This window comes from Bradyrhizobium sp. 137 (genome assembly GCF_023074095.1).
Classification (GTDB): Bacteria; Pseudomonadota; Alphaproteobacteria; order Rhizobiales; family Xanthobacteraceae; genus Bradyrhizobium.
Genome location: NZ_JADPKU010000051.1, coordinates 13,600 through 40,282, shown reverse-complemented (window position 1 = coordinate 40,282; position 26,683 = coordinate 13,600). Strand labels below are relative to the sequence as shown.

Here is a 26,683-nt window from a genome sequence, read left to right as displayed (position 1 = left end):
CCTCTCTTGTCGCCGCCTGATCAGGACTTGCCGTAAGAGCCCTGGTAGCGCCCCTCGCGAATCGCCTTCAGCGTCTCCTCCTCGCGCGCGACCTGGACGCGCACCGCCTCCAGCAGAGCCGCGGCGCCCGCGGCGGGAAACGACACCACGCCGTCCTCGTCGCCGACGACGATGTCGCCGGGCGCAATCACGCTGCCGCCGATCGTGACCGGCACGTTGATCTCGCCGGGGCCGTTCTTGTAGGGGCCGCGATGGATCACCGCGCGGGCGTAGCAGGGAAAGTCGTCGGCCGCGAACGCCGCAACGTCGCGGATCGCGCCGTCGATGACATAGCCTTCGGCTTTGCGCCATTGCGCGATGTTCTTCATGATCTCGCCGACTAGGGCTCGCGACTCGTCGCCGCCGCCATCGACCACGATGACGTCGCCGGGGCCGACCAGCTCGAGCGCGCGGTGGATGGCGAGATTGTCGCCGGGACGGGTGCGCACCGTGAAGGCCGCTCCCACCAGCTTGCCGCCGCGATGATAGGGCCTTAACCCCACTGCGCCCGGCAGCCGGGCCAGATTGTCGGAGATCACCGAGGTCGGCGCGTCGCCGAAACCTGCGATGATGCTCGCCGGCGGCTTCGGCACGCTGCTCGCTGCGATGGTGATCGTCATGTCGGTCCTTCCGTGTTCTTGTCCGTGTTTTTGTCTTATTCGGCGTGCGCCCGCGCCTTAGCCGGCCAAATCCGGAAGGCGCGCCCCTCCTTCATCCACGCCGCGCGCTCGTCGCGCAACAGGGTGCGGCGGACCTTGCCGGAATCATCGCGCGGCGGTGCGTTGACGATCTCGAAACTCTCCGGGTGCTTGTAGCGGCTGAGCTTGTCCTTCAGGAAATCTGCCACGCCATCAGCGATGGCCTGACCGCCGGCATCGGGCTCCGGCTCGATGATGGCGTGGACGCGCTGGCCCAATTCCGGATCGGGCAATCCCACCACGACGCAGGAACGCACGCCGGGACAGGCGGAGACGGCGGCCTCGACCTCGGCCGGATAGATGTTGGCGCCGCCGCGCAGGATCATGTCGGCGAGACGGTCACCGAGATAGAGATAGCCTTCCGCATCCAGCCGGCCGATATCGCCAAGCGATTCCCAGCCGTCGGCTCGGCGCTTCGGCTCGGCGCCGAGATAGTGATAGGTAGCGTCCCTGCCGTCATTGTTGAGGAAATAGATCTCGCCGGTCTCGCCAAGCGCGACATCGTTGCCGTCCTTGCCGATGATGCGAAGCTTCGCCATGTCGCCGATCTTGCCGACCGAACCCTTGTGCGTCAGCCATTCCGTACCGGAGATGATGCAGGCGCCCTGGCGCTCGGTGCCGCCATAGAGCTCCCAGATCCGCTCGGGCCCGAGCCAGGCGATCCAGTTCTCCTTCAGCCAGGGCGGCATCGGAGCTGCCATGTGGAAAACTGTCTGAAGACTCGACACATCGTAGGCGTTGCGCACGGTCTCCGGCAGCGCCCAGATCCGGTGCATCATGGTCGGCACGAAATTGACCCATTGCACGCGCTCGCGTTCGATCTGCCGCAGCGTCTCCTCGGCGTCGAACTTGACGAGGCCGGTGAGCTTGCCGCCGGCGAACAGCGCGTAATGCGACACGATGAACGGCGCATTGTGATACAGCGGGCCGGGATTGAGCAGTGAGACCCCGAAGGGGATATTGAGCGGCGGCGCAGCGACGGTGTCGGTCACTGCCGGATGATGGTCGAGGATCACCTTGGGACGGCCGGTCGAGCCGCCTGAGGTCATGGCCTTCCAGTAGCGCGCCACCGGCGGGTTGAGCGGCTCGTCCGGAAAACCTTGCGGCACGAAATCAGCCGGGAGACGGTTCGGCGCGTTCCAATCGGCCTCGCCGCCGACCACCAGTGCCGGCTTGAGGATGTCGAGCACCGCGGCGGCTTCGCCGCGCGGCAGCCGCCACGACAGCGAGGTCGGCGTTGCCCCGCACTTCCACACGGCAAAGGATGTCTCGAAGAACGCGTTGCTGTTGGGCAATCCGATCGCGACGAAGTCACCGGGCTTGACGCCCTTGGCCATGAACGCCCGCGCGCGCCGGTTGGCGCCACGCTCGAGCTCGTCCCATGTCAGTGTCTCCTGCCCATGACGGACGGCGATCGTGCCGTGCGGTTTGCGCTCAGCGTACCAGCGCGGCACGTCGGACAGGGGCAGCAGCATCAGGCGTTTCCACTTCGTCTTTTTGGCGCCGCCTCACGATGAGGCGCTCACACTGCGAAGTGTAACAGCCAAAGCCAAGCCTTCAAGTCGCAAGCCTTCAAGGCATGCGCATCAGCGCTCCGCGCCGCAGCCCGCACTATCGAACAGTGCCGCGAGCCCGCATCGCGAGGTCAGCATCTTCTCGCCGTCATGGCCGACGCCGGGAACGTCCAAGATCCTGTGATTGGGCGGGCCGTGGTTGCGCTTGGCCATTGCCTCCGCATAGGCATGGCCGCGGGCGTGGCGCCTTGCGCCTTCGCCATGCAGCTCTTGTCGAGCGGCGGGATGCTCGGGATTGGTGTCGAGGGTGCCGAGCAGATAGATCACCTCGCGCTCGACATAGCGCTGCTCGAGCGCGGCCGGCGCCACGTTCGCACGAGCGCGGTTGCGACGATACCTGCCGGCCCTCGCATAACGGACATTCTCCTTCGAATTCAGATCAATAAAGGTTTAAGCGCATCGCCTGCCGCGCGGCTGTGACTCCCGCGCCACGTCAAGCAAAAAATGTCAGCAGCCCAGCCATGAAATTCCCGGGTTCCATGGGTGACAAGCCGGCGATAAAGAGGCAAAAATCCGGCTCGACTCAGGTGGGGTTGAGTCGTGCAAGGAATGCTCTCGTAAAATGTCGCTCGTAGTTGCATCGCGTCGTGCGACGCCGCTTCTCGTTACCGCAGCAGGATTATTTCTGCTGACGCTGCCGCATGCCCAGGCGCAATGGTGGAAGCGCGCGCCGGTCGACTTCGAGCAATGCGCCGACGCCGCCGAGAAATCCCCGACCAAGGCCGAAAAGACGGCGGCGCTCGCCGATTGCAACGCCAAGTTCGCGGGCCGCCGCAAGGCAGGCGGCGGCTATTCCTATTACGACTTCCTCCAGGATCGCACCTTCGACATCGCCGGGCCGAATCCGACGCCCGAGGAGCAGAAGAAGATCGACGAAGCCTACACCGCCTATCTCGCTAGTCAGCGCCGCAGCAATGAAGCGGCCCAAGCCACCGCGCGACAGCAGCGCGAGCAGCAAGAACAACAAGTCCAGCAGCTCCAGCAGGTCGCACTGCGCACCGAGGTCGAACGCGTACGCGTGCCCGTCCCGGTTGAGCGGCCGAAGGTGCAGCAGACTGTCGGCCCGAGGCCGAAGGGCGCGCCCTGCACCAAGGGCTCGTTCTCCTGCGAATGGCCGCGCCTGTCGGAAAGCTTGAATGATTTGAAGAAGTTGTTCAATCCAACGCAGAGTAAGCCGGCGAAGAAGGGCTAGCTGGCCACTGCCGTCATTGCGAGGAGCACTTGCGACGAAGCAATCCAGTCTGCCTTCGTGGAAAGATTCTGGATTGCTTCGCGGAGCCTGTCATCGGGCCGCGCTTCGCGCGGACCCGTTGGCTCGCAATGACGAGTTGGATGGAGATTCGCGTCCCTTCCTCAATTCGCGTGCTTCTTCTTGCTCCGCTTCGGTTTGGCCACCGACGCACTCGCGGGCGCCGCTGCCGTTGGCGGAGCGCTCAACGCCTTGCGGCTCTCCTGCAATCGCGCGTCATAGCCCGGAGAGTTCACGACCGTCGGCGGCCTTGCATGAGCGAACGTGGATGTGCCGCAGAGCGCAGCCAGCGCGAGCCCGATCATCAAACAACGCTTCATCGCACCGCTCCTTCGCGCTCACGCTGATCCGCGAATCTGCCGTGGCGTCAGCCCGGATGGGCCCTTGCCCGCGACTTCGGCTTCCTTGATCAACGCAACAATGCGGCGCATCAGCGGCACGTCGATATTGTTCTGTTCGGCCAACGCGATGACCGCGCCCTGAAGATAGTCGATCTCGGTCTTGCGCCCTTGTTTCAGGTCCTGCCACATCGAGGAACGCGCCTCGGGGTCGATCTTCATCGTGCGGCCCAGGATCGCATTGAAGATTACATCTGGCAGCCTCAGCAAGGTCGGCGTCCATCCCATTGGGATCGGCGTTGCCGAAACCGGCGCGATGCCGGCAGCCTTCAGCGCGGCCAGGCCCTCGGCCATCTGGTCCGCGAACAGCCTTCGCCAGTCGCGGCTCGCCAATTGAGCGGCGAGCGGCATGTCGGATAGCGCGCTGAGTGCGTTGTTCAGATTGATGATCAGCTTGCCCCATTGCACGTCGGTGATGTCGCGGCTCGCGCGCATGGTGAGCCCCGGAACCGAGAGCGCCGCGGCCGTGTTCTCCGCATCCTCTCCGACATGAATATCGCCGGACGTCGAACGGTGGAAACGGCCCTCACCCATCGCGATCACGTTGAACGGCACCATGCCGGCGAGCACGCGCCGGCCGCCGAGACGCTCACCTAGCACCGCGACATTGCCGATGCCGTTCTGAAGCGAGACGACGAGGGCGTCGTGCGGCGCATGCTGCGCGATCTGCTCCGCGATATCGGCGGTGTCGGCGCTCTTCACCGTCACCAGCACGATGCCGGCGCTGTGGAAGATCGAAGGGTCGTCCGACAAGGCGAGCTGGCCAGCACCGAGCTTGTTCTCGGAGCCATCGTGGTCCGTCAGCCGCAGGCCGAAGCGTTCGATCTCGCCCTTCACCCGCGGCCGCACCAGCAGCGCGACGCGGCGGCCCGCGGCCGCCAGCATGCCGCCGACGAAACAGCCGATGGCGCCGGCGCCGGCCACCACGATCGGTCGATCCGTAAGCACTGACCTCGCTCCCTGAATGACCGGTCTTCGATAGCAGAGGCGAAGCCGGCTGCCCATCGCGTCGCAGCCGCCTTGTAACCGTCATGACTGCCCCATATGTTCTCGCCCCGGGGGCCCGTCAGCGGCGAGCGCTCGCCGAACGAGACGCCAAAGGGAGAGCACGATGGGTCTACTCGACGTCCTCAACGGCATGCAGAACGGCCCGCGCGGCCCCAGCGCGCCCAGCTCCGAGCAATCCTCCACCGGCATGTCGCCGATGACCATGGCGCTGCTCGGCCTGCTCGCCTGGAAAGCCTTCAAGCATATCACCGCAAACCAATCCGGCACGGCCCCGCAACCGTCGCCGACGCCTGCGCCGCCGCCGGTGAACACCGCAGACAGCGGCGGGCTTGGCGGTCTCGGAGGCCTGCTGAAGGGCGGCCTCGGCGGCCTGCTAGCGGGCGGCGCGGCCGGCACCGTGCTGAGCGGCGGGCTTGGCGATCTCCTCAACCAGCTCCAGAAGAGCGGCCATGGCGACGCCGCAAATTCCTGGGTCGGCAAGGGCGAGAACAAGCCGATTGCACCGGGCGATCTCGCCAGCGCGCTCGGCGCCGACCAGATCGACAGCCTGTCCGCCCAGAGCGGCCTGTCGCGTGAGGAGCTGCTGTCCGGCCTCAGCCAGTATCTGCCGCAGGTGGTCGACCATCTGACGCCGGACGGAAGGCTGCCGACCGAGGACGAGCTCTCGGGCCGCATCTGATTGTCGTCAAAGGGAGGGGAGCACTGTCATGAGCATGGGCGGCCTGTTGTGGATCATCCTTGTCGGCTTCGTTGCCGGCCTCATCGCGCGCTGGCTCGCGCCGGGGCCGAACAATCCGAGCGGCTTCATCCTCACCACTATCCTCGGCATCGCCGGCGCGTTTCTCGCGACCTTCGTCGGCCAGGCCATCGGCCATTACAGCCCCGACCAGGGCGCCGGCTTCATCATGGCCACGATCGGCGCCGTGGTGGTGCTATTCATCTGGCACCGCCTGGTGGCCAGCGGCGTGATCAAGGGGTGATCGCCGCAGGCCGTAGGGGAGCCTGCCGCCTCACACAGCGTCATTGCGAGGAGCTCTTGCGACGAAGCAATCCAGACCGTCGCCGCGGACGCTTTCTGGATTGCTTCGCTTAGCTCGCAATGACAGGGGTCACGTAATCAAATGCATCCCCGCATCCATGCGCACGACCTCGCCGGTCATGTTGCTGGAGGCCGGCATCGCGAGGAAGCAGACGAGCTGCGCGATGTCTTCCGCGCTCGAGGCGACCTTGAGCGGCACTTTCGCCACCACGCTGTCGCGCACCTGTTTTGCGCCGGCTTCGCCGCGGCCCTTGGTGAACCAGGGCGTGTCGATATAGCCGGGGCACACCGTGTTGACGCGGATCAGCGGCGCCAGCGCGCGCGACAGCGACAAGGTCATGGTGTTGAGCGCGCCCTTGCTCGCGGCATAGGCGATCGACGAGCCGACGCCGCTGATGCCGGCGACCGAGGACACGTTGACCACCGCCGACGGCCGGCCCGAAGCCTTGGCGCCGGCCTCGAGCAGGCTGCGTGCCGCGCGTACCATCTGGAACGGGCCGATGGTGTTGACGCCATAGACCCGCTGGAAATCTTCCGCCGACAAGCCGTCGAGATCGGCGTGAGCGACGTGCTTGGTGGTGCCGGCATTGTTGACGAGCACGTCGAGCCGGCCCCACCCGGCCGCCGCTGCGACGATCTTGCGGCAATCGTCATCCTTTGAGACGTCGCCTTGCGCGACCAGGACTTCCGCGGCGCCGGCCTTGCGGCAGAGCTCAGCCGTGGCCTCGGCTTCCTTCTGGCTCGAGGAATAATTGATGACGAGCCGGGCCCCGCTCCGCGCGAGAATTTCCGCGGTTGCAGCACCCAGGCCGGATGCCGACCCCGTCACGACTGCACACAAGCTGTCCTTTGCCATCCCTGATGTCCCTCCCTGATCTGATGTCGGCGTCTTGTTTAGCGAGTTTGCCGCGCCCTGCAAATCGAGCAAACTCCGCTAAGCGGAATTAGCTTGTCGCCCATGCCGGCGCTGCAGGTTGGCCTGCGATCAACGCTTGTCAGGGCCATGGCTTTTTCCGATCATCGGGCGCAAGAAGAGACCGCGCGCCCATCCACGGGGCGGACGCGCCAATGGCAAAGCACGGGGAACGCTGTGGCGGAGAGTGACGATATCGTCGTCGAGACCGCGGAAAAAATCTTCGCCGATCTCGCCGATCCGCAAACCATCAACAACGACAAGAAGAATTCGTGGCAGGCGCCGCTGTGGCAGGCGCTGAGCGAGGCCGGCCTGCCGCTATCGTGGGTGCCTGACGACCTGGGCGGCTCCGGCGCTAGCCTTGCCGACGGCTTTGCCCTTCTGAACGCTGCGGGCCGCTTTGCTGTCGCGGTTCCCCTGGCCGAGACCATGCTCGCGGGCTGGCTGCTCGCGCAGGCCAAGATTGCCTCGCCCGAGGGCGAGATGACCTTGCTGCCGGCCTCGCCAAAGGATCACATCACGCTCGATGCCGACGGCGCGCTCTCCGGCCGCGCGCGCGGCGTGCCCTTTGCCAAGGCGGCGAAGCATTTTGCGGTGCTCGCGCAGGGCAAGGACGGCATGTCCATCGCGCTGGTCGATGCGAGCAAGACCCGGATCGAAGCCGGGCTCAATGTCGGCTACGATCACAGCGACACCGTGACGCTCGATAAGGTTCAGCCCGTCACCCTCAAGCCCGCGCCACAAAGCTTTGAGCAGACCACGCTGATGCTGATGGGCGGCGTCGCGCGCAGCCTTCAGATCGCCGGCGCGCTGGAATCCATGCTCGATATCTCCGTGCGCTATTCCAACGAGCGCGTCGCCTTCGAGAAGAAGATCTCGAAATTCCAGGCGGTGCAGCACAATCTCGCACGCCTCGCCGGTGAATCCGCCGCAGCGCTAGCGGCCGCGACCTCTGCCGCCGATGCGATTGCGAACGCCAAGGCGTTCGATGACGAGGTCTATCTCGAAGCCGCCTCCGCAAAAATCCGTTGCGCGGAAGCTGCGGAAAAGGGCGGCGCCATCGCGCACCAGGTCCACGGCGCGATCGGCTTCACCATGGAGCATATCCTGCACCGCTACTCGCTGCGGGCGCTGGCCTGGCGCGACGATTTCGGGTCGGAGAGCCATTGGGCCGTCGAGCTCGGCAGGCTCGTTGCAAACCGCGGCGCCGATGAATTGTGGCCGCTCGTGGCCTCGCGCTGATCAGGGGACGACGACAATGACCGCTGCCCTCCGTTTCGATCCGATCCGCCTCCCCGAAAAATGCGAGCAATTGCGCAAGGAAGTGCGCGCCTTCCTCGCCGAAGAAATTGCCGCCGGCACTTTCGATCCGCACAAGCCCAACCGCGAGGACACCGACGCGCCGGAATTTTCGCGCCGGGTCGGCGCCAAGGGCTGGCTCGGCATGACCTGGCCCAAGAAATATGGCGGCCAGGAGCGCTCGTTCCTCGAACGTTACGTGGTGACCGAGGAGATGCGCGTGGCGAATGCGCCGACGCGGCGCTTCTTCGTCGCCGATCGCCAGAGCGGACCGGTGTTGCTGAAATACGCGCCCGAGCACATCAAGATGGAGATCCTGCCGCGCATCTGCCGCGGCGAGATCTGTTTCGCCATCGGCATGAGCGAGCCGAACTCCGGCTCCGACCTGTTCGCGGCAAAGACGCGCGCGACCAAGACCGACGGCGGCTATCTCATCAACGGCACCAAGATCTGGACCTCGTCGGCGCATATTGCCGACTACATGATCGCGATCTTCCGGACCTCGCCGCCGACCAAGGAAAACCGCCGCCACGGCCTGACCCAGTTCCTGGTCAAGATGAAGCAGCCGGGCATCAAGGTGAACCCGATCGGCCAGATCACCGGCCAATACGAGTTCAACGAGGTCGTCTTCACCGATCACTTCATTCCCGACGATCATGTGCTCGGCGAGGTCGATGGCGCCTGGAAGCAGGCGACATCGGAGCTTGCCTATGAGCGTTCAGGCCCCGAACGCTTCCTCGAAACCTATTACGTGCTGACCGAACTGGTGCGCGCGATCGGCCCCAACCCGGACACGCGCAGCGCCGAGGGCATCGGGCGCCTCGTCGCGCAGCTCCACACCATGCGGCGCATGTCGGTCTCGGTTGCCGGCATGCTGCAGGCCGGCAAGGAGCCGGTGGTGGAAGCGTCCATCGTCAAGGATATCGGCACGGTCTGGGAGCAGCAGCTGCCGCACCGCGTGCGCGATCTCGCCGCCTTCGTCGAGGAGACCGCGACCAACCGCGAGACGCTGGAGCGGCAGCTCGATTTCGCCATCAAGACCGCACCGAAACTCACTATCCAGGGCGGCACCACCGAGGTGCTGCGCGGCATCATCGCCCGCGGACTGGGACTTCGATAGTGCGGATGAGAGCGATGCGCTGGCGGCGGGCGCCGTTCACCTCTCCGATCGGGAGAGGTCTTCGCAACTGATACTGGAGGCACAAAATGACCACGTATAATGATATCGGCGTCGAGAAGGTCGGGCATGTCGGCACCATCGAGATCCGCCGGCCGCCGCTCAATTTCTTCGACATCTCGCTGATCAATCAGATCGCGGATGCGCTCGACGAGTTCGACCGCGATATCGAAATCCGCGCCTCGGTGCTGTCGGCGCAGGGCAAGGCGTTCTGCGCCGGCGCCAATTTCGGCGATCCGGCGCGGCAGGCGCAGGAGGCGCGCGAGGCCGAGAAGACCGCCAAGGGCGATCCGGCCGACAGTCTCGGGCCGATCAACCATCTCTACATCCAGGCCGTGCGCATCTTCCGCGCCAAGAAGCCGATCGTCGCCGCCGTGCAGGGCGCCGCCATCGGCGGCGGCCTGGGCCTGGCGGTGTCCGCGGACTTCCGCGTCACCTGCCCCGAAGCCCGCTTCTCCGCGAACTTTACCAAGCTCGGCTTCCATCCCGGCTTCGGCCTGACCGTGACGCTGCCCGAGCTGATCGGCAAGAACAACGCCGAGCTGATGTTCTACACCAGCCGCCGCGTCACCGGCGAGGAGGCTTACAAATGGGGCCTCGCCAACGAGCTGGTGCCGCAGGACCAGGTCAAGGCGGCCGCGATGAAGCTCGCCAGCGAGATCGCCGAATGCTCCCCGCTCGGGCTGCTCTCCACCCGCGCCACGATGCGCGCCGGATTGGCCGACCGCGTCATGGCGGCGACCAATCACGAGCTCGCCGAGCAGACGCGGCTGCGCGCGACAGAGGATTTTAAGGAGGGCGTGAAGGCGACGGAAGAACGGCGCGTGGCGAATTTTAAAGGAAGGTAGCTCGTCGGGTGAAGGCACCTCTTTGTTCCTTCTCCCCTTGTGGGAGAAGGTGGCGCGAAGCGCCGGATGAGGGGTATCTATCCATGCGATCAAGTCCGCATTTGCGGAGAGATACCCCTCACCCGTCTCGCCGGGATGCGGCGAGCCACCCTCTCCCAAAAGGGGAGAGGGTTAAGTGCGCCCCACCACCAGCGCGTCGACGATCGTCACGCCCTGCCCCTCCGGGTGCACCAGCACCGGGTTGAGCTCGATCTCCGCGATCTCCGCCGCATGCCGTGCGGCAAGCACGGAGATATCGGCGACGAGCTGCGCCAGCGCCGTGACATCCGCCCTCGCCCCTCCGCGAAAACCGTTCAGGAGCGGCGCAGCCTTCAATCCTGCCAGCATCGCGCCGGCCTCCTCGGCACCGACAGGCGCCGGACGATAGATCACATCGCGGAATAGCTCGGTCGTGACGCCGCCGAGCCCCACCATCACCATCGGGCCAAATGTCTTGTCCGTCATCGTTCCCACGATGATCTCGACGCCCTTCTTCGCCATCGGCCCGACCAGCACACCTTGAATGACCGCCGCCGGCCGCTGCCTGCGCGCATTGTTGAGCAACGCTTCGAACGCCAGGAAGACCTCGCCCTTGGTGGTGATGTTGACCCGCACGCCATCGACTTCGCTCTTGTGCGCGATGTCGGGCGACTGGATCTTCATCACCAGCGGAAAGCCTACGCGGGCGACGGCTTCATCCAGCCCGGCCTTTTCCGTCACCAACACTTCGTCCGGCAGCCCGATGCCGGCGCCGCGGAGCAATGCCTTGCTGTCGGCCTCGGACAATGTCTGCTGCTTCAAATGCGCAGAGAGATCGCGCACCGGCAACCGCGTCTCGTCCGCGGGCTTCGGCAGATTGAACATTGCGTAGTCGACGAGCCGCCGCATCGCGACGCCGACATGAGTCAAACCGGAGAGGACCACGACACCGGACTTCGCGAGCTCCCGCCGCGCGAAGTCGGAGGGCACCGTGTAGGAATAGAACGCGACCGGCTTCTTCTGCGCCGCCAGCGCCGGCGTCAGCTCGGCCTCGTCGAACGGTTTGCGCACCTCGCTCGACAGTGAGAGCACGACCAGCACCGCGTCGACCTCGTCGGAGGCGGTGAGCAGGTCGACGCTCTTCTGCAATCCGCCGGAGGTCACGCCTTGCGCCGTAACGTCGATCGGGTTGCGTGCGGTGCCGTAGGACGGCATCAGCGTTCGGATCCCGGCCTGGATCGTTTCGGAGAGCTCCGGCACCTGCAAGCCTTGCAGTGCCACAGCATCCGCGGCCCAGATGCCGGCGCCGCCGGAGACGGTGACAACGGCGACGCGATCGCCCTTTGGCAGCGGATTACTGGCGAGCAGCGCCGCGATCGTCAGCGCCTCGTCGAGATCGTTGGAGACGATGAATCCGTATTTCGCGAACACCGCGTCATAGGCCGTCGACCAGCCGGCCATGCTCGCCGTGTGGGAGGCTGCCGCGCGCTGGCCTGCGCCGGAACGGCCGACTTTTGTCACGATGACGGGCTTTCTCGTCTCGGCGGCGCGCCGCGCCGCGGCCAGAAACTTGTCGACGTCACGGATGCCTTCGATGAACAGCAGGATCACGTCGGTCGAGGCGTCCTGCACCAAATAGTCCAGGAACTCGCCGGCGCCGAGATCGGATTCGTTGCCGGCGCTGACAACGTAGCTCACGGCGATACCGATCGCCCTCGCACGATGATAATAGGCAAAGCCGATGCCGCCGCTCTGCGCGACGATGCCGATCCGTTTTTGCGTAGCGACCAGCGGCACCACACCTGGTTTGACGTCCACTGCGGGACTGAAGGTGGCCGCCACGCGCTGCATTTGGCTGAAGAAGCCCTCGGCATTTGGGCCGGAAATCCGCATGCCGGTGCGTCTCGCCAGCGCCGCGATCGCGTCCTGCATCGCCGCGCTGTCGCCGCCCTCCTCCGCGAAGCCAGAGGAGATGATGACGGCGTTCTTGACCCCGGCGACGGCGCATTGCTCGAGCGCCGGCAGCACTGCGCGGGCCGGAATGACGATGACGGCGAGATCGATCGGCGCGCCGATCTCGGCGATCGATTTATAGCAGGCGAGCCCGTCGATGTCGGCATAGTTCGGGTTCACCGGATAGATCTTGCCGGGATAATCGTTCTTGCGCAGCATCGACAAAAGCCGTCCGGGAATCTTCTCGTGATCGCGCGAGGCCCCGATCAGCGCGATGCTCGCGGGCGCAAAGAAGCTGTCGAGCGGATGCGGCATGGCGTGTCCCTGTTGTTTTTCGATCAGTCTATCCGTGATGGCCGGGCTTGTCCCGACGATCCAACGCCGTCATTCCAGCTCAAGAACGCGGATGCCCGGGACAAGCCCGGGCACGACGATACGGTGAGAGATGAGCCGACAAATCAAGCGACGCGGAACGTTACACCACCTAACAAGAACTCGTTGCCGGCAACGGCCAGCCCCTTCGCCTTGGCCGCATGCAGCACGCCCGCCACGTCAGCCACCCGAAACTCCAGCGCGCTCATGATCTCGCTGGCCCCCTTCACGAAGCGGAAGCTTGCGTTGGGCAGCTTCAGTTCGGCGTCGCGCGGCGCAATACCAATGATCTTACCCCAGTGCTCCGCCAGCCCCTGCGGGTCTGGGCTTTGCATCTCCACGGTCGTCAGCGCCTGCGTCACATCCTTGCGGATGAATTTTTGCCAGTCGGGTCCCGCCGGCGGATAGACGCCAAGAATGTCGTCGCTGCCTTCGGTGTGATTGAACTCGATGAAGGCGGCGCGGCAGTCGCGGGGGTGGAGCTGCACGCCGTGATAGGGCGCATGGTCGATGACGTTGGCGGTGCGCACGCCCAGCGCGTTGGCGTTGCGGCCGCGCTCGTCCGGATCGTTGCAGCAGAAGATCGCCATGTAGCCGCCGCGCCCGCCGGTTTTCTCGATGAAGCGACCGGCCGTGGTGCCGTCCCTGAAGGGCGCCACGACTTCCAGCAGGATCGTGTCGACCGGGAGCAGCGCGTTCTCCAGACCGTATTTCGCGACATTGCCGTCGCGATAGCACACAGTGAGGCCCATGATCCTGCCGATATCCGTGATGACAGGCTCAAGCTGCGGCGCCACCAGGCAGATCTGACGCAGCCGGATATAGGGCGCCATCGTCATGCGCCCTTGAAGGTCGGTTTGCGCTTCTCGACGAAGGCTTTGGCGGCCTCCTTGTGGTCCTCGGTGTCGCCGCATCGGGTGTGATGGATCGCCTCGCCATCGAAGCAATCCTCCAGCGCCAGGTGCTCGGCATTGTTGATGTTGCGCTTGATGAAGCCAAGCGCAATCGATGGGCCCTGCGCCAGCGACAGCGCGAGCTCGTGCGCGGCAGCGTCGATCTCGGTGTCGGGAACCACCTTCGTCACCATGCCGATCGCATGCGCCTCTTTTGCAGTCAGCACCGGCGACATCAGATAGAGCTCGCGCGCCCGCGCGCTGCCGAGCAGTTGCGTCAGAAAATAGGTCCCGCCGTAATCGCCGGAGAAGCCGACCTTGGCGAAGGCCGTGGTGATCTTGCAGGATTCGCTGGCGATGCGCAGGTCGCAGGACAGCGCCATCGACAGGCCGGCGCCGGCCGCCGCGCCGTCGAGCTGCGCCACGACGGGCTTTGGCATCTGATGCAGGATGCGCGAGACCTCCATGCCGCGGCGCAGGTTTGCGAGCTTCTGCTCGAACGGCAGCGGCGCGCGGCCCTCCGCCATCGACTTGACGTCGCCGCCGACGCAGAAGCTGCCGCCCGCGCCCTTGAACAGCACCGCCCGCACCTCCGGATCATCGGCCGCGCGCCGCGCCGCCTCGACCAGCCCGCGCACCATGTCCGGGTTGAGCGCATTCTTGCGCTCGGGCCGGTTCATGGTGATGGTGAGCAGCCCGCCTTCGAGCTTTTGCAGGACCATGTCGTTGCTCATGGGTGTCTCCCTTGTTGTTTTAGCTATCACCACACCGTCATTGCGAGCAAAGCGAAGCAATCCAGAAGTGTTTCCGCAGATGCAGTCTGGATTGCTTCGTCGCTTCGCTCGCGATGACGTTGCGAGTTCGTCACGCTGTCATTTCTTCACCAGCGGGCAGCGCGACTGCTCCAGCGACTGGAACGCCTCGTTGCCGGGGACTGTGGCGAGCAGCTTGTAATCGTCCCAGCGGCCCTTGGATTCCGACGGCTTCTTCACCTCGAACAGGTACATGTCATGGATCATGCGGCCGTCCTCGCGGATCTTGCCACCCTTGGCGAAGAAGTCATTGATCGGCGTCTCCTTCATCACCTTCATGACCGCCGCAGCGTCGGTCGTGCCGGCTGCCTTCACCGCTTTCAGGTAATGCGTGACGGAGGAATAGACGCCGGCCTGCGCCGAGGTCGGCGGCCGCTTCACGCGTTCCCGGAAGCGCTTCGAGAAGGCGCGCGTCTCGTCGTTCATGTCCCAGTAGAACGCTTCGGCCAGCAGCAGGCCCTGCGCGGTCTCAAGCCCGATCGAGTCGATGTCGGTGACGAAGGCGAGCAGCGGCGACAGCTTCTGGCCGCCCTTCATGATGCCGAACTCCGCCGATTGCTTGATGGCGTTGACGGTGTCGCCGCCGGCATTGGCGAGCCCAATCACCTTGGCCTTCGAGGCCTGCGCCTGCAGCAGGAACGACGAGAAATCCGAGGTGTTGAGCGGATGACGCACGCTGCCGAGCACCTTGCCACCGGTCTTGGTGACGACGTTGCTGGTATCCTTCTCCAGATCCTGGCCGAAGGCATAATCGGCGGTGAGGAAGAACCAGGTGTCGAGGCCCGATTTGACCGCGGCAAGGCCGGTCACGTTGGCCTGGGCGAACGTGTCGAACACGTAGTGCACGGTATAGGGACCGCAGGCTTCGTTGCTGAGGCGGATCGAGCCCGGGCCGTTGAAGATGATGATCTTGTTGCGCGCTTTCGCGATCTCTCCGGCGGCGAGCGCGGTCGCCGAGGCCGCGACGTCGTAGATCATCTCGACGCCCTGGTTGTCGAGCATGTCGCGGGCGATGTTGGCGGACAGATCGGCCTTGTTGAGATGGTCGGCCGCCAGCACCTGGATCTTGCGTCCCAGCACCTCGCCGCCAAAGTCCTCGACAGCCATCTTGGCCGCGGTCTCGCTGCCGGGGCCGGTGATGTCCGCATAGAGGCTCGACATGTCGAGGATGCCGCCGATCTTGAGCGGCGGCTTGTCCTGGGCCTGCACGGCGCTCGCGCTGAGGGCAAACGCGGCAGCAAAAATGCCCGTCAGAATATGCTTCATCGAAACAGACCTCCCTTATCGTGCCGTGCTCTGATGGCGGCTTGGCTATTGGTGTTGCTGCAATCATGCCGTATGCGCGAGAGCGCAGCAAGCGAAGGTACGTTGCGTGCGCACGATTGCCGCGTGTGTTTTCCGCAAAGCGGAATGGTGAGGCGCGGACAAATGTCTCCACGTCATTGCGAGCGTAGCGAAGCAATCCAGAATCTTTCCGCGGAGGGACTCTGGATTGCTTCGCTACGCCCGCAATGACGGAGTATGAGGAAGCCTCTTCGCGAGCCACTACGCATGAGCTAAGCTTGGCACGCAATACAACCTCTCCGGGTCACGTGACGCCACGCCTTCACCTCATCGTCGCACTTCTTCTCGTCGCGGGTCACAGCGCATCCGCGAGCCCATGCCAATTCGAGTCTCAGGGCGAAGGCCGCGTCGCGGCCATCGTCGATGCGCGCAGCGTGCGTCTCGACGATGGCCGTGAAATCCGCCTGATCGGCATCGAGACGACGGCGACGACAAAGCAGGCCCTGACGTCGCTGCTCGCCGGCCGCGACGTGGCCCTGCGCGGCACCGACGACACACCTGACCGCTACGGCCGGCAAGGCGCTTTTGTGTTCGCTGGCGAAAGCGACACCCCGGTGCAGACGACGCTGCTCGCCCAAGGCGATGCCATCGTCTCCGCCGAGATCACGGACAAGGACTGCGCGGCCGCCCTGATGGCGTCGGAAGCCGAGGCGCGGCGCCAAAAAATGGGCAGCTGGGCTGATCCGTCGGCCATAAAAAACGCGGAAAGTCCGGACGATATTTTGGCAGGGATTGGGCGTTTTATGGTGGTCGAGGGCAAAGTCCTGTCGGTCCGGCAAGCTGGGGCAATGACCTACCTCAACTTCGGACGAAACTGGACACGGGACTTTGCGGCGACTATTTCAAGGCGCACGCTGCCGGCATTCGAAAACGCCGGAATTACCCTCAAGTCCTTGGAGAATCGACGTATTCGCGTTCGGGGCTGGGTTGAAGGGAATACGGGGCCGCGTATCGATATACGCCTCGTGGGACAGGTCGAGTTGCTGGGCGCAAACGAGCCGACAGGGGTAAGGCCCTAAAAGGGCCGGGCACGGGTTAAGCGACGTGAATGGGGTGCTAGAACGGCACGAACGAGGTGATGGCCGCCGCCTGCGGGCTGCGCCGGCCGCGCTGTGCCTTGTTCTGGGCGGGCTTCTCGCCGGCTGCGGCGACATGGGCAGGTTCCAGGCCGCCGCGACCCCACCGGCTGTCGCGATGCCCAAGCCGAAGCCCGCCGTCGCGCAGACGCCGGCCACCGAGAAGGAGCACGAGCGCATCCTGGCGAGCTATGGCGGCACCTATGACGATCCGCGGCTGGAATCGCTCGTCAGCAAGACCGTCGACCGGCTGGTCGCCGCCTCCGATCGCCCCGATCAGGGCTACAAGGTCACCATCCTCAATTCCGGCGCGGTGAATGCGTTCGCACTGCCGAACGGCCAGCTCTACGTCACGCGGGGCCTGCTCGCGCTCGCCAGCGACACCTCGGAATTGTCCTCCGTGCTCAGCCACGAGATGGCACATGTCCTGTCCAAGCACGCCGCGATGCGCGAGGACCAGGCGCGCCAAGCCGCGATCGTCACCCGTGTCGTCACCGACATGAGCAACGATCCAGATCTGACCGCGCTCGCGCTCGCCAAGACCAAGCTCACCATGGCGAGCTTCTCGCGCAAGCAGGAGATCGAGGCCGACGGCATCGGCGTCGGCATTTCCGCGCGCGCGCATTTTGACCCTTACGGTGCGGCGCGCTTCCTCTCGGCGATGGAGCGCAATGCCGAGCTGAAGGCCGGGAAAAGCTCGCTCGATCCGCGCGCGCAGGATTTCACCTCGTCGCATCCGGCTACCCCGGAGCGCGTGCAGAATGCGCAGACAATCGCGCGACAATATGCAGCGCCCGAAGGCGCCGAGCGCGACCGCGAGACCTATCTCGCCGCGATCGACAATCTCGTCTATGGCGAAGACCCCAGTGAAGGTTTTGTCCGCGGCCGCAGGTTCCTGCATCCCAAGCTCGGCTTTACCTTCCAGGCGCCGGACAATTTCACGCTCGACAACACCGCGCAGGCGGTGATCGGCGTGCGCGAGGGCGGCTCGCAGGCGATGCGCTTCGACGTGGTGCGCGTGCCCGCCGAGCAGTCGCTCGGCGATTACCTGAACTCCGGCTGGATGGAAGGTGTCGAGAAGGCGTCCACCGAGGATCTCACCATCAACGGCTTTCCGGCGGCATCCGCCACCGCCAAGGGCGATCAGTGGCGGTTCAAGGTCTATGCTTTGCGCTTCGGCAGCGACGTCTACCGCTTCATCTTCGCGGCCAGGCAGAAGTCGACCGAGAGCGACCGCAACGCGCGCGAGACCGTCAATTCATTCCGCCGCCTGACGCTCGAGGAGATCCAGGCCGCGCGCCCGCTACGGATCAAGGTCATCACGGTGCAGCCCGGCGACACCGTGGAATCGCTCTCCCATCGCATGGCCGGCGTCGACCATCCCGCCGAGCGTTTCCGCGTGCTCAACGGCCTCGATCGCACCGCCCAGGTGAAGGTGCGTGATCGGGTGAAGATCGTCGCGGATTGACGTCGACGCGTAGCCCGGATGGCTACCGCCCCGCGTCCATGTCGCCGGCCTCGCGCTGGCCGCTGAGCCAGAGCGCGAGCAGGGTCCAGAACGCGCCCGACAACAGGTACGCACCCGAGGCGATGACGCCGAGATTGGTGGCAAGCAAAAGCGCCACCAGCGGCGCGAAGCCGGCGCCGAACAGCCAGGCCATATCCGACGTCAGTGCGGACGCCGTGTAACGGTACGTCTGCTTGAAGTTCGAGGCGATCGCGCCCGAGGACTGGCCGAAGGACAGGCCGAGCAGGATGAAGCCGATCACCATGTAGATGGTCTCGCCGAACGCACCAGCGTCGAGCAGCTGCGGGGCGAAGCCGCTATAGATCGCGATCGCGATCGCCGATCCCATCAGCAGCGACTTGCGGCCGACACGGTCGGCGATGATGCCGGAGATCACGATCGCGGCGACGCCGAACACGGCAGCAACGATTTCGATGATCAGGAAGCGCACCGGGCTTTCGCGGGTGAACAGGAACACCCAGGACAGCGGAAACACCGTCACCATGTGGAACAGCGCGAAGCTCGCCAGCGGCGCGAACGCACCGAGCATGATGTTCTGACCTTCGCGCGCGACGGTGTCTGAGATGCGCGCCGGCTGCAATTCGCGAGTCTCGAACAGCGAAGCATATTCCTCGGTCGTCACCATGCGCAGGCGGGCGAACAGCGCCACGACGTTGATGGCGAAGGCGACGAAGAACGGATAGCGCCAGCCCCAGTCGAAGAAATCGTCGGCCGAGAGGTTGCCGGCGAAATAGGCGAACAGCGCGCTCGCCACGATCAGCCCGAGCGGGGCCCCTAGCTGCGGCACCATTGCGTACCAGCCACGCTTGGAGGGCGGCGCATTCAGCGCCAGCAGCGAGGCGAGACCGTCCCATGCGCCGCCCCAGGCCAAACCCTGCGCGATACGCGCCAGCGCCAGCAGCCAGATCGCGGCAACGCCGATCTCGTGATAGCCCGGCAGGAACGCGATCGCGACGGTAGCGGTGCCGAGCAGGAAAAGCGCCGAGATCAGCTTGGCCGTCTTGCCGTAGCCGCGGTCGATCGTCATGAAAATGACGGTGCCGATGGGGCGGGCCATGAAGGCCAGCGCGAAGATCATGAAGGAATAGAGCGTGCCCGTCAGTTCGCTCGCGAACGGGAACACCAGGCGGGGGAACACGATCACGGAGGCGATCGCGAAGACGAAGAAGTCGAAGAATTCCGAGGTACGGCCAATGATGACGCCGATGGCGATCTCGCCGGGGCTGGCCTGGTCGTGGCCGTGCTCGCCCGAGGGGAGGTCTGCCATTGCGGGGGTCTGTGCCGTCGCCATGCGTGCGCCCTTAACGTCCTGAAAACCAAAGCCAACCGCCCGGCGGGACGCCAGGCAATCTGGACCTCTCTGACCCAACATTCCGCACTGCAACATTGGACAAATTGTCCAATGTCAGGATTGTTGCGCCGCAGCTACCCGTTGGCCCCGCAAAGGAAACTCATTCTCAAAGGCTCGGCCCGTGTCCCGTCTCAAGATTCTGGCGCTGCTACCCCTGGCGGCTGCGCTCAGTGGCTGCAACTACATCGTGCTGGCGCCCGCCGGCGATATCGCTGCCCAGCAGCGCGACCTCGTCATCATCTCCACCGTCCTGATGCTCCTGATTGTCGTCCCCGTGATGGCGCTGACGGTGCTGTTCGCCTGGCGCTACCGCCAGTCCAACACTGAGGCTCGCTACGAGCCGGATTGGGACCACTCGACCAAGCTCGAGCTGGTGATCTGGTCGGCGCCGCTCTTGATCATCGTCTGCCTGGGCGCGCTGACCTGGATGGGAACGCATCTGCTCGACCCTTATCGCACGCTTGGCCGCATCCATGCCGAACGCGCCGTGGATCAATCCAAGGCCCCGCTCGAGGTCGACGTCGTCGCGCTCGACTGGAAATGGCTCTTCATCTACCCGGACTACGGCATTGCCACCGTCAACGAGCTCGCAGCTCCGGTCGACCGTCCGATCACCTTCCGCATCACCGCATCCTCGGTGATGAACTCGTTCTACATCCCGGCGCTCGCCGGCCAGATCTACGCGATGCCGGGCATGGAGACCAAGCTCCACGCCGTCGTCAACCACGCCGGCACCTACAAGGGTTTTTCGGCGAATTACAGCGGCGCCGGCTTCTCCGGCATGCACTTCAACTTCCAGGGCCTCGACGACAAGGGCTTTGATGCCTGGATCGCCAGCGCCAAGTCGGCCGGCGGCTCGCTCGGCCGCGCCGAATATCTCCAGCTCGAAAAGCCCAGTCAGAACGAACCGGTCCGGCGCTACAGCACGATCGATTCCGATCTCTACCGCCTGATCCTCAATATGTGCGTCGAGACCGGCAAGATGTGCCAGAGCGAGATGATGGCGATCGACGCCAAGGGCGGAGCCGGCCATCAGGGCCTGAACAACACTCTGCCGCTCGCCTACGACAAATACGCCCGCCGCGGCACGGCGCTTGGGCCGGAGCCGAGCTTCGTTGCCGGCACCTGCACCCCGGATGCGCCGCAAGGTGCCGCGACCACCGCGTCGATCAAGGCGCCGACCGACACCGCGCCGCTGCTCGGCGCCGGCCTGAAGCGGCCGTCGTTCACGCCGCTGAAGTCCTCGTCCTTCTTCCTCGGACAGCGTCCGAAGTCAGATTCTTAAAGAGATCCCGCATGTCTCCTGATCTTCTCAAGCTCATCTTTGGCCGGCTCGGCTTCGAATCGCTGCCGCTGCACGAGCCGATCGTCGTCGGCACCTTCGTGGTGGTCGCGCTCGGCGGCGCCGCGCTGCTCGGCGCCCTCACCTATTTCCGTCTCTGGGGCTATCTGTGGCGCGAGTGGTTCACCACCGTGGACCACAAGCGCATCGGCATCATGTACATGATCCTCGGTATCGTGATGCTGCTGCGCGGCTTCGCCGACGCGCTGATGATGCGCGGCCAGCAGATGCTCGCCTTTGGCGGCTCCGAAGGCTATCTCAACGCCCATCACTACGACCAGGTCTTCACCGCCCACGGCGTGATCATGATCTTCTTCGTGGCGATGCCGCTGGTCACCGGCCTGATGAACTACGTCGTGCCGCTCCAGATCGGCGCGCGCGACGTGTCGTTCCCGTTCCTGAACAATTTCAGCTTCTGGATGACGGTCGGCGGCGCAGTGCTGGTGATGGCCTCGCTGTTCATCGGCGAATTCGCCCGCACCGGCTGGCTGGCCTATCCGCCGCTGTCGAACATCGGCTACAGTCCCGACGTCGGCGTCGACTATTACATCTGGGCGCTTCAGGTCGCCGGCGTCGGCACGACGCTATCCGGCATCAATCTGATCTGTACTATCGTCAAGCTGCGAGCTCCGGGCATGACCATGATGCGGATGCCGGTGTTCACCTGGACCTCGCTCTGCACCAACGTCCTGATCGTCGCCTCCTTCCCCGTCCTCACCGTCGTGCTCGCGCTGCTCTCGCTCGACCGCTACGTCGGCACCAACTTCTTCACGAACGATTTCGGCGGCAGCCCGATGATGTACGTGAACCTGATCTGGATCTGGGGCCACCCCGAGGTCTACATCCTGGTTCTCCCCGCCTTCGGCATCTTCTCGGAAGTCACCTCGACCTTCTCCGGCAAGCGGCTGTTCGGCTACACCTCGATGGTCTACGCCACGGTCGTCATCACCATCCTGTCGTACCTGGTCTGGCTGCATCACTTCTTCACGATGGGCTCGGGCGCCAGCGTCAACTCGTTCTTCGGCATCACCACGATGATCATCTCGATCCCGACGGGGGCGAAGATGTTCAACTGGCTGTTCACGATGTATCGCGGCCGCATCCGCTACGAGCTACCGATGATGTGGACCATTGCCTTCATGCTGACCTTCGTGATCGGCGGCATGACCGGCGTTCTGCTCGCGGTACCGCCGGCCGACTTCGTCCTGCACAACAGCCTGTTCCTGATCGCGCACTTCCATAATGTGATCATCGGCGGCGTGGTGTTCGGCGCGTTCGCAGGCATCAGCTACTGGTTCCCGAAGGCGTTCGGCTTCAAGCTCGATCCGTTCTGGGGCAAGCTGTCGTTCTGGTTCTGGGTCACCGGCTTCTATCTTGCCTTCATGCCGCTCTATGTGCTCGGCCTAATGGGCGTGACCCGCCGCCTGCGCGTGTTCGACGATCCCTCGCTCCAGATCTGGTTCGTCATCGCCGCGATCGGCGCCGGGCTCGTCTTGCTCGGTATCATCTGCATGCTGGTGCAGTTCGCGGTGAGCTTCCTCAAGCGCGAGCAGCTCAAGGACGTCACCGGCGATCCCTGGGATGCACGCACGCTGGAATGGGCGACCTCTTCACCCCCGCCGGACTATAACTTCGCCTTCACGCCCGTCGTGCACGACAACGACGCGTGGTGGGACATGAAAAAGCGCGGCTACCAGCGTCCGCTCACCGGGTTCAAGCCGATCCACATGCCCAGCAGCACCGGCACCGGCATCATCCTCGCCGGTCTTGCCACCGCGATGGGGTTCGGCCTGATCTGGTACATCTGGTGGCTGGCCGCCGTGAGCTTCATCGCGATGCTGGCCGTCGGTATCGGTCACACCTTCAACTATCACCGCGACTTCGACATTCCGGCTGAAGACGTCATCCGGACCGAGGACGCGCGCACCAAACTGCTCGCCGGAGCCAAGTAAATGACTGTCGCGATCAATCCCACCCAATCCGGCGAGCCGATCTTCTACCTCGCCGACGAGCACCCGCATCCGGAAGGCTGGAGCACCGCGCTGGGCTTCTGGATCTATCTGATGAGCGACTGCCTCATCTTCGCGATCCTGTTCGCCACCTTCGGCGTGCTCGGCGGCAACTATGCCGCCGGTCCCGCGCCGAAGGACCTGTTCGACCTGAATCTGGTCGCGGTGAACACCTCGATGCTGCTGCTGTCGTCGATCACCTACGGCTTCGCCATGCTGACGATGCAGCAGAACAAGGTCGGCCAGACGCAGATCTGGCTGGCGATCACCGGCCTGTTTGGCCTCGCCTTCATCGGCATCGAACTCACCGAGTTCGCCCACATGATCCACGAGGGCGCCACGCCGCAGCGCAGCGCCTTCCTATCCGCCTTCTTCACCCTGGTCGGCACCCACGGCCTGCACGTCTCCTGCGGCCTGATCTGGCTGGTAACGCTGATGGTGCAGGTCTGGAAGTTCGGCCTGATCGAAGCCAACCGCCGCCGCCTGATGTGCCTGTCGATGTTCTGGCACTTCCTCGACGTAGTCTGGATCGGCGTCTTCACCTTCGTCTATCTCCTGGGAGTTCTGCGATGAACACCGATAGCCACGCCGCGCACGCCGACAATCATCACCATGGCGACGGCCACGCCCACGGCACGTTCTCGACCTATATGCTCGGCTTCGTACTCTCGGTCGTGCTCACCGCGATCCCGTTCTGGCTGGTGATGAGCGGCGCGCTGCCGAGCAAGCAGATCACCGCGCTGCTCATCATGGCCTTCGCAGTCGTGCAGATCGTCGTGCACATGATCTACTTCCTGCACATGAATACGACGTCGGAGAACGGCTGGAGCATGATGGCGCTGATCTTCACCATCGTCATGGTGGTGATCGCGCTTTCCGGTTCGCTGTGGGTGATGAACCACCTCAACAGCAACATGATGCCGATTCATCAGATGAGCGGAATGAAGTGAGCGAGCCTCTGACGTGAGCAAGATCTGGACCGGGACGAACAAGGCAGGCGGGACGCGCGGCAAGGCTGCGCGATCCCCCTCCCTGTGGCTCACGGTCCTCTCGCTCACGGCGATTGCCGTTCTGATCGCGCTGGGCATCTGGCAGGTCGAACGCCGCGCCTGGAAGCTGGCGCTGATCGACCGGGTCGAGCAGCGCGTTCGTGCCCCGACCCAGCCGGTTCCCTCGCCCGCTGCGTGGCCCACGATCTCCACCGCGAACGACGAGTACAGGCACGTCACCCTCACCGGCCGTTTCCTGCATGACCGCGAGACGCTGGTGCAGGCCGTCACCGAGGAAGGCCCCGGCTATTGGGTGCTGACGCCGCTTCTGCGCAGCGACGGCACGCAGGTCCTGATCAACCGCGGCTTCGTGCCCTCCGAGCGGCGCGACGCCTCGACGCGCCGGGACGGCAATCCCGACGGCGAGGTTGAGATCACGGGTCTGTTGCGCATCACGGAGCGCAAGGGCGGATTCCTCAGGAACAACGTGCCTCAGCACAACCGCTGGTACTCGCGGGATGTCGCCGCGATCGCGGCGGCACGCGGCCTCCACGAGGTCGCGCCCTTTTTCGTGGATGCCGACGCCGGATCACAAATTGCCGGCGGTCCGATCGGCGGATTGACCGTGATCCGCTTTCCCAATAACCACCTGATCTACGCACTGACGTGGTTTGCCCTGGCTTTCATGCTAGCCGGTCGACTTTTCGTCACATTCGGCGGCGGGCTATTGCGCCGCAAACGCTTCGTCCACGAACCGGCCGGCGGCTCCGACGCCGCTGCCCGCAGGACGGGATCAGATGCTGGAACGATCGTCGAGCCGACCTGACGACGCAAAGTCGAGCCCCCGGACGCTTGCCCATGGCGGCGAGCTGGCCGTGACGCTGCAATCGCAGGAGGACGCGCGCGGCGAGCTGATCGGCACTGCTCCCACCGACCACGAGACCAACCGCAAGAACATGGCGCTGCTGATCCAGCTGCGCTGGACCGCGGTGGTCGGCCAGATCGTGACCATCGGCGCCGTGCATTTCGGACTTGGCATCCCCCTGCCCTTGGAACGGATGGGTGCGGTGATCGGCGCGCTGGTGCTGCTCAACGTCTCCAGTCTGGTCTGGGTGCGCCATCGCGCGGCGATCACCAACAACGAGCTTTTGGTCGCGCTGATGCTCGACGTCGCCGCGCTGACCGCGCAGCTCTACCTCTCTGGCGGCGCCACCAATCCCTTCACCTCGCTGTTCCTGCTCCAGGTCACGCTGGGCGCGGTGCTGCTCGACGCCCGCTCGACCTGGTCGCTGGTTGCGCTGACCTGCGCGAGTTTCGTGTGGCTGACGCTCGCCTACAGGCCGCTCGACCTGCCGCCAAATCCCATCAGCGAGACCTACAGCCTCACCGTAGCAGGCATGCTGTTGGGCTTCGTCCTCAACGCCGTGCTGCTGGTGGTGTTCGTCACCCGCATCAACAGGAATTTGCGCGAGCGCGACGCGCATCTGGCGGCGCTGCGCCAGCACGCGGCCGAGCAGGATCACATCGTGCGCATGGGCCTGCTCGCCTCCGGCGCGGCCCACGAGCTCGGCACCCCGCTCGCCTCGCTTTCGGTGATCCTCAGCGACTGGCGCCGCATGCCAGATCTCGCCGCCGATCAGGAGCTCGCCGAGGATCTCGCGGAGATGGAGACCTCGCTGCAACGCTGCAAGTCGATCGTCACCGGCATCCTGGTGTCGGCAGGGGAAGCACGCGGCGAAGGCTCCTCACCGACGACGGTGACGGCGTTCGTCACCGCGCTGGTGGAGGAATGGCGCGACGCGCGCTCGGCGCGGACGCTCTACTTCGTCAACACCTTCGGCGAGGACGTCGCGATCGTCTCCGACATCGCGCTGAAGCAGGTGATCTTCAACGTGCTCGACAACGCCTATGAGGTCTCGCGCGATTGGGTCGAGCTCGTCGCCGAGCGCGAGGGCGACAATCTCGTGCTGTCGATCAGCGACCGCGGCCCGGGCTTTGCGCAGGAGATGCTGGCGCAGCTCGGAAAGCCCTATCAGTCCAGCAAGGGCCGCGCCGGCGGCGGGCTCGGCCTGTTCCTGGTGGTGAACGTGGTGCGCAAATTAGGAGGCAGCGTGACCGCCGAGAACCACAGGAAGCGCGGCGCCACCGTTCGTCTCACGCTGCCGCTCGCAACGCTCGCGATCGGAGGGAATTTTGACGCCTGACCGCTCGCTCATCGTCGTCGAGGACGATGCCGGCTTCGCCCGCACACTGAAACGCTCGTTCGAGCGCCGTGGCTACGAGGTCGTGCTCGCCGCCTCGATCGAAGAGGTACGCCAAGTGCTGGAGGAGCGCTCGTTCGGCCACGCCGTGGTCGACCTCAAGCTCGGCGGCGCCTCCGGGCTTGCCTGCGTCGAGCTCTTGCACACGCATGATCCCGACATGCTGATCGTGGTGCTGACCGGCTTTGCCAGCATTTCGACCGCCGTCGAGGCCATCAAGCTGGGAGCCTGCCACTACCTGGCAAAACCGTCGAACACCGACGACATCGAGGCCGCCTTCAACAAGGCCGAAGGCAACGCCGAGGTCGCGCTCGATGCACGACCGACATCGATCAAGACGCTGGAATGGGAGCGCATCCACCAGACCCTGATCGAGACGGATTTCAACATCTCGGAAGCGGCACGAAGGCTCGGCATGCATCGGCGGACGCTGGCACGGAAGCTGGAGAAACGGCCGGTGAAATAAGGTGTCGTCCGGACAAGCGTCCGCCAA

The 26,683-nt window shown here is 64.8% G+C and carries 26 protein-coding genes; 15 read left to right on the top strand and 11 right to left on the bottom strand.

Annotation, left to right across the window (positions count from 1 at the left end):
* Window positions 1–20: 20 nt before the first annotated feature.
* From IVA78_RS13415 to IVA78_RS13405, 3 genes are all read right to left on the bottom strand, one after another.
* Window positions 21–659, bottom strand: a complete 639-nt coding sequence (locus tag IVA78_RS13415) for an RraA family protein (protein WP_247465618.1) — start codon at window positions 657–659, stop codon at window positions 21–23.
* A gap of 35 nt (window positions 660–694) precedes the next feature.
* Window positions 695–2,212 (bottom strand): AMP-binding protein, encoded by a 1,518-nt coding sequence (locus tag IVA78_RS13410; RefSeq protein WP_247465615.1) that lies wholly within the window; start codon window positions 2,210–2,212, stop codon window positions 695–697.
* 111 nt (window positions 2,213–2,323) lie between these two features.
* The gene (locus IVA78_RS13405; RefSeq protein WP_247465612.1) at window positions 2,324–2,620 is read right to left on the bottom strand and encodes a hypothetical protein; all 297 of its coding nucleotides are present in this window, start codon (window positions 2,618–2,620) and stop codon (window positions 2,324–2,326) included.
* A gap of 253 nt (window positions 2,621–2,873) precedes the next feature.
* On the opposite strand from IVA78_RS13405, the gene IVA78_RS13400 reads away from it, so the two are divergent.
* Window positions 2,874–3,503, top strand: a complete 630-nt coding sequence (locus IVA78_RS13400) for a hypothetical protein (protein ID WP_247465609.1) — start codon at window positions 2,874–2,876, stop codon at window positions 3,501–3,503.
* 161 nt (window positions 3,504–3,664) lie between these two features.
* Here IVA78_RS13400 and IVA78_RS13395 read toward each other — a convergent pair whose 3' ends face one another.
* Both IVA78_RS13395 and IVA78_RS13390 read right to left on the bottom strand, forming a co-directional pair.
* Window positions 3,665–3,880, bottom strand: coding sequence for a hypothetical protein (locus IVA78_RS13395; RefSeq protein ID WP_247465607.1), 216 nt, complete (start codon window positions 3,878–3,880; stop codon window positions 3,665–3,667).
* Window positions 3,881–3,898: 18 nt separating this feature from the next.
* Window positions 3,899–4,906: a 2-dehydropantoate 2-reductase gene (locus IVA78_RS13390; protein ID WP_247465604.1), complete on the bottom strand. Its 1,008-nt coding sequence runs from the start codon at window positions 4,904–4,906 to the stop codon at window positions 3,899–3,901.
* A 163-nt stretch (window positions 4,907–5,069) separates the two neighbouring features.
* Here IVA78_RS13390 and IVA78_RS13385 point away from each other — a divergent pair, with 163 nt between their 5' ends.
* Window positions 5,070–5,645 (top strand): YidB family protein, encoded by a 576-nt coding sequence (locus tag IVA78_RS13385; RefSeq protein ID WP_247465601.1) that lies wholly within the window; start codon window positions 5,070–5,072, stop codon window positions 5,643–5,645.
* A gap of 28 nt (window positions 5,646–5,673) precedes the next feature.
* A complete protein-coding gene (locus IVA78_RS13380) occupies window positions 5,674–5,946 on the top strand; it encodes a GlsB/YeaQ/YmgE family stress response membrane protein (RefSeq protein ID WP_247276334.1) in 273 nt (90 codons plus the stop codon).
* 129 nt (window positions 5,947–6,075) lie between these two features.
* Here IVA78_RS13380 and IVA78_RS13375 read toward each other — a convergent pair whose 3' ends face one another.
* Window positions 6,076–6,861 (bottom strand): SDR family oxidoreductase, encoded by a 786-nt coding sequence (locus IVA78_RS13375; protein ID WP_247297955.1) that lies wholly within the window; start codon window positions 6,859–6,861, stop codon window positions 6,076–6,078.
* A 234-nt stretch (window positions 6,862–7,095) separates the two neighbouring features.
* Here IVA78_RS13375 and IVA78_RS13370 point away from each other — a divergent pair, with 234 nt between their 5' ends.
* From IVA78_RS13370 to IVA78_RS13360, 3 genes are all read left to right on the top strand, one after another.
* Window positions 7,096–8,160 carry an acyl-CoA dehydrogenase family protein gene (locus IVA78_RS13370; protein ID WP_247465598.1) on the top strand — a complete coding sequence of 355 codons (1,065 nt, stop codon included), beginning with the start codon at window positions 7,096–7,098 and terminating at the stop codon, window positions 8,158–8,160.
* Between the two features lie 16 nt (window positions 8,161–8,176).
* Window positions 8,177–9,337 (top strand): acyl-CoA dehydrogenase family protein, encoded by a 1,161-nt coding sequence (locus tag IVA78_RS13365; RefSeq protein WP_247276331.1) that lies wholly within the window; start codon window positions 8,177–8,179, stop codon window positions 9,335–9,337.
* 86 nt (window positions 9,338–9,423) lie between these two features.
* A complete protein-coding gene (locus IVA78_RS13360; RefSeq protein WP_247465596.1) occupies window positions 9,424–10,242 on the top strand; it encodes an enoyl-CoA hydratase/isomerase family protein in 819 nt (272 codons plus the stop codon).
* A 171-nt stretch (window positions 10,243–10,413) separates the two neighbouring features.
* Here IVA78_RS13360 and IVA78_RS13355 read toward each other — a convergent pair whose 3' ends face one another.
* The 4 genes from IVA78_RS13355 to IVA78_RS13340 all read right to left on the bottom strand — a co-directional run bounded on the left by IVA78_RS13355 (window position 10,414) and on the right by IVA78_RS13340 (window position 15,556).
* The gene (locus IVA78_RS13355; RefSeq protein ID WP_247465593.1) at window positions 10,414–12,528 is read right to left on the bottom strand and encodes an acetate--CoA ligase family protein; all 2,115 of its coding nucleotides are present in this window, start codon (window positions 12,526–12,528) and stop codon (window positions 10,414–10,416) included.
* A gap of 143 nt (window positions 12,529–12,671) precedes the next feature.
* Window positions 12,672–13,418 (bottom strand): hypothetical protein, encoded by a 747-nt coding sequence (locus tag IVA78_RS13350; RefSeq protein ID WP_247465591.1) that lies wholly within the window; start codon window positions 13,416–13,418, stop codon window positions 12,672–12,674.
* Window positions 13,419–13,420: 2 nt separating this feature from the next.
* A complete protein-coding gene (locus IVA78_RS13345; protein ID WP_247465588.1) occupies window positions 13,421–14,212 on the bottom strand; it encodes an enoyl-CoA hydratase in 792 nt (263 codons plus the stop codon).
* Window positions 14,213–14,350: 138 nt separating this feature from the next.
* Window positions 14,351–15,556: an ABC transporter substrate-binding protein gene (locus tag IVA78_RS13340; protein ID WP_247465585.1), complete on the bottom strand. Its 1,206-nt coding sequence runs from the start codon at window positions 15,554–15,556 to the stop codon at window positions 14,351–14,353.
* A 245-nt stretch (window positions 15,557–15,801) separates the two neighbouring features.
* Here IVA78_RS13340 and IVA78_RS13335 point away from each other — a divergent pair, with 245 nt between their 5' ends.
* Together IVA78_RS13335 and IVA78_RS13330 are read left to right on the top strand one after the other, a co-directional pair.
* The gene (locus IVA78_RS13335) at window positions 15,802–16,653 is read left to right on the top strand and encodes a thermonuclease family protein (protein ID WP_247465582.1); all 852 of its coding nucleotides are present in this window, start codon (window positions 15,802–15,804) and stop codon (window positions 16,651–16,653) included.
* A 133-nt stretch (window positions 16,654–16,786) separates the two neighbouring features.
* Window positions 16,787–18,178, top strand: a complete 1,392-nt coding sequence (locus IVA78_RS13330; protein WP_247465684.1) for a M48 family metalloprotease — start codon at window positions 16,787–16,789, stop codon at window positions 18,176–18,178.
* 22 nt (window positions 18,179–18,200) lie between these two features.
* On the opposite strand, the gene IVA78_RS13325 is transcribed toward IVA78_RS13330, so the two are convergent.
* The gene (locus IVA78_RS13325) at window positions 18,201–19,529 is read right to left on the bottom strand and encodes an MFS transporter (protein WP_247465580.1); all 1,329 of its coding nucleotides are present in this window, start codon (window positions 19,527–19,529) and stop codon (window positions 18,201–18,203) included.
* A gap of 181 nt (window positions 19,530–19,710) precedes the next feature.
* Here IVA78_RS13325 and cyoA point away from each other — a divergent pair, with 181 nt between their 5' ends.
* From cyoA to IVA78_RS13290, 7 genes are read left to right on the top strand one after another with little or no spacing between them, the layout of a single operon-like run.
* The gene (gene cyoA, locus IVA78_RS13320; protein WP_247465577.1) at window positions 19,711–20,874 is read left to right on the top strand and encodes a ubiquinol oxidase subunit II; all 1,164 of its coding nucleotides are present in this window, start codon (window positions 19,711–19,713) and stop codon (window positions 20,872–20,874) included.
* An 11-nt stretch (window positions 20,875–20,885) separates the two neighbouring features.
* Window positions 20,886–22,883 (top strand): cytochrome o ubiquinol oxidase subunit I, encoded by a 1,998-nt coding sequence (gene cyoB, locus IVA78_RS13315; protein WP_247465574.1) that lies wholly within the window; start codon window positions 20,886–20,888, stop codon window positions 22,881–22,883.
* The gene (gene cyoC / locus IVA78_RS13310) at window positions 22,884–23,513 is read left to right on the top strand and encodes a cytochrome o ubiquinol oxidase subunit III (RefSeq protein ID WP_247276321.1); all 630 of its coding nucleotides are present in this window, start codon (window positions 22,884–22,886) and stop codon (window positions 23,511–23,513) included.
* Window positions 23,510–23,890, top strand: a complete 381-nt coding sequence (cyoD, locus tag IVA78_RS13305; RefSeq protein WP_247465556.1) for a cytochrome o ubiquinol oxidase subunit IV — start codon at window positions 23,510–23,512, stop codon at window positions 23,888–23,890. The genes cyoC and cyoD overlap by 4 nt, the downstream gene beginning before the upstream one ends.
* Window positions 23,891–23,903: 13 nt before the next feature.
* A complete protein-coding gene (locus IVA78_RS13300; protein WP_247465553.1) occupies window positions 23,904–24,755 on the top strand; it encodes an SURF1 family protein in 852 nt (283 codons plus the stop codon).
* The gene (locus tag IVA78_RS13295; protein WP_247465550.1) at window positions 24,727–26,133 is read left to right on the top strand and encodes an ATP-binding protein; all 1,407 of its coding nucleotides are present in this window, start codon (window positions 24,727–24,729) and stop codon (window positions 26,131–26,133) included. The genes IVA78_RS13300 and IVA78_RS13295 overlap by 29 nt, the downstream gene beginning before the upstream one ends.
* Window positions 26,123–26,656: a response regulator transcription factor gene (locus IVA78_RS13290; RefSeq protein ID WP_247276317.1), complete on the top strand. Its 534-nt coding sequence runs from the start codon at window positions 26,123–26,125 to the stop codon at window positions 26,654–26,656. The genes IVA78_RS13295 and IVA78_RS13290 overlap by 11 nt, the downstream gene beginning before the upstream one ends.
* The last annotated feature ends 27 nt before the right edge of the window (window positions 26,657–26,683 follow it).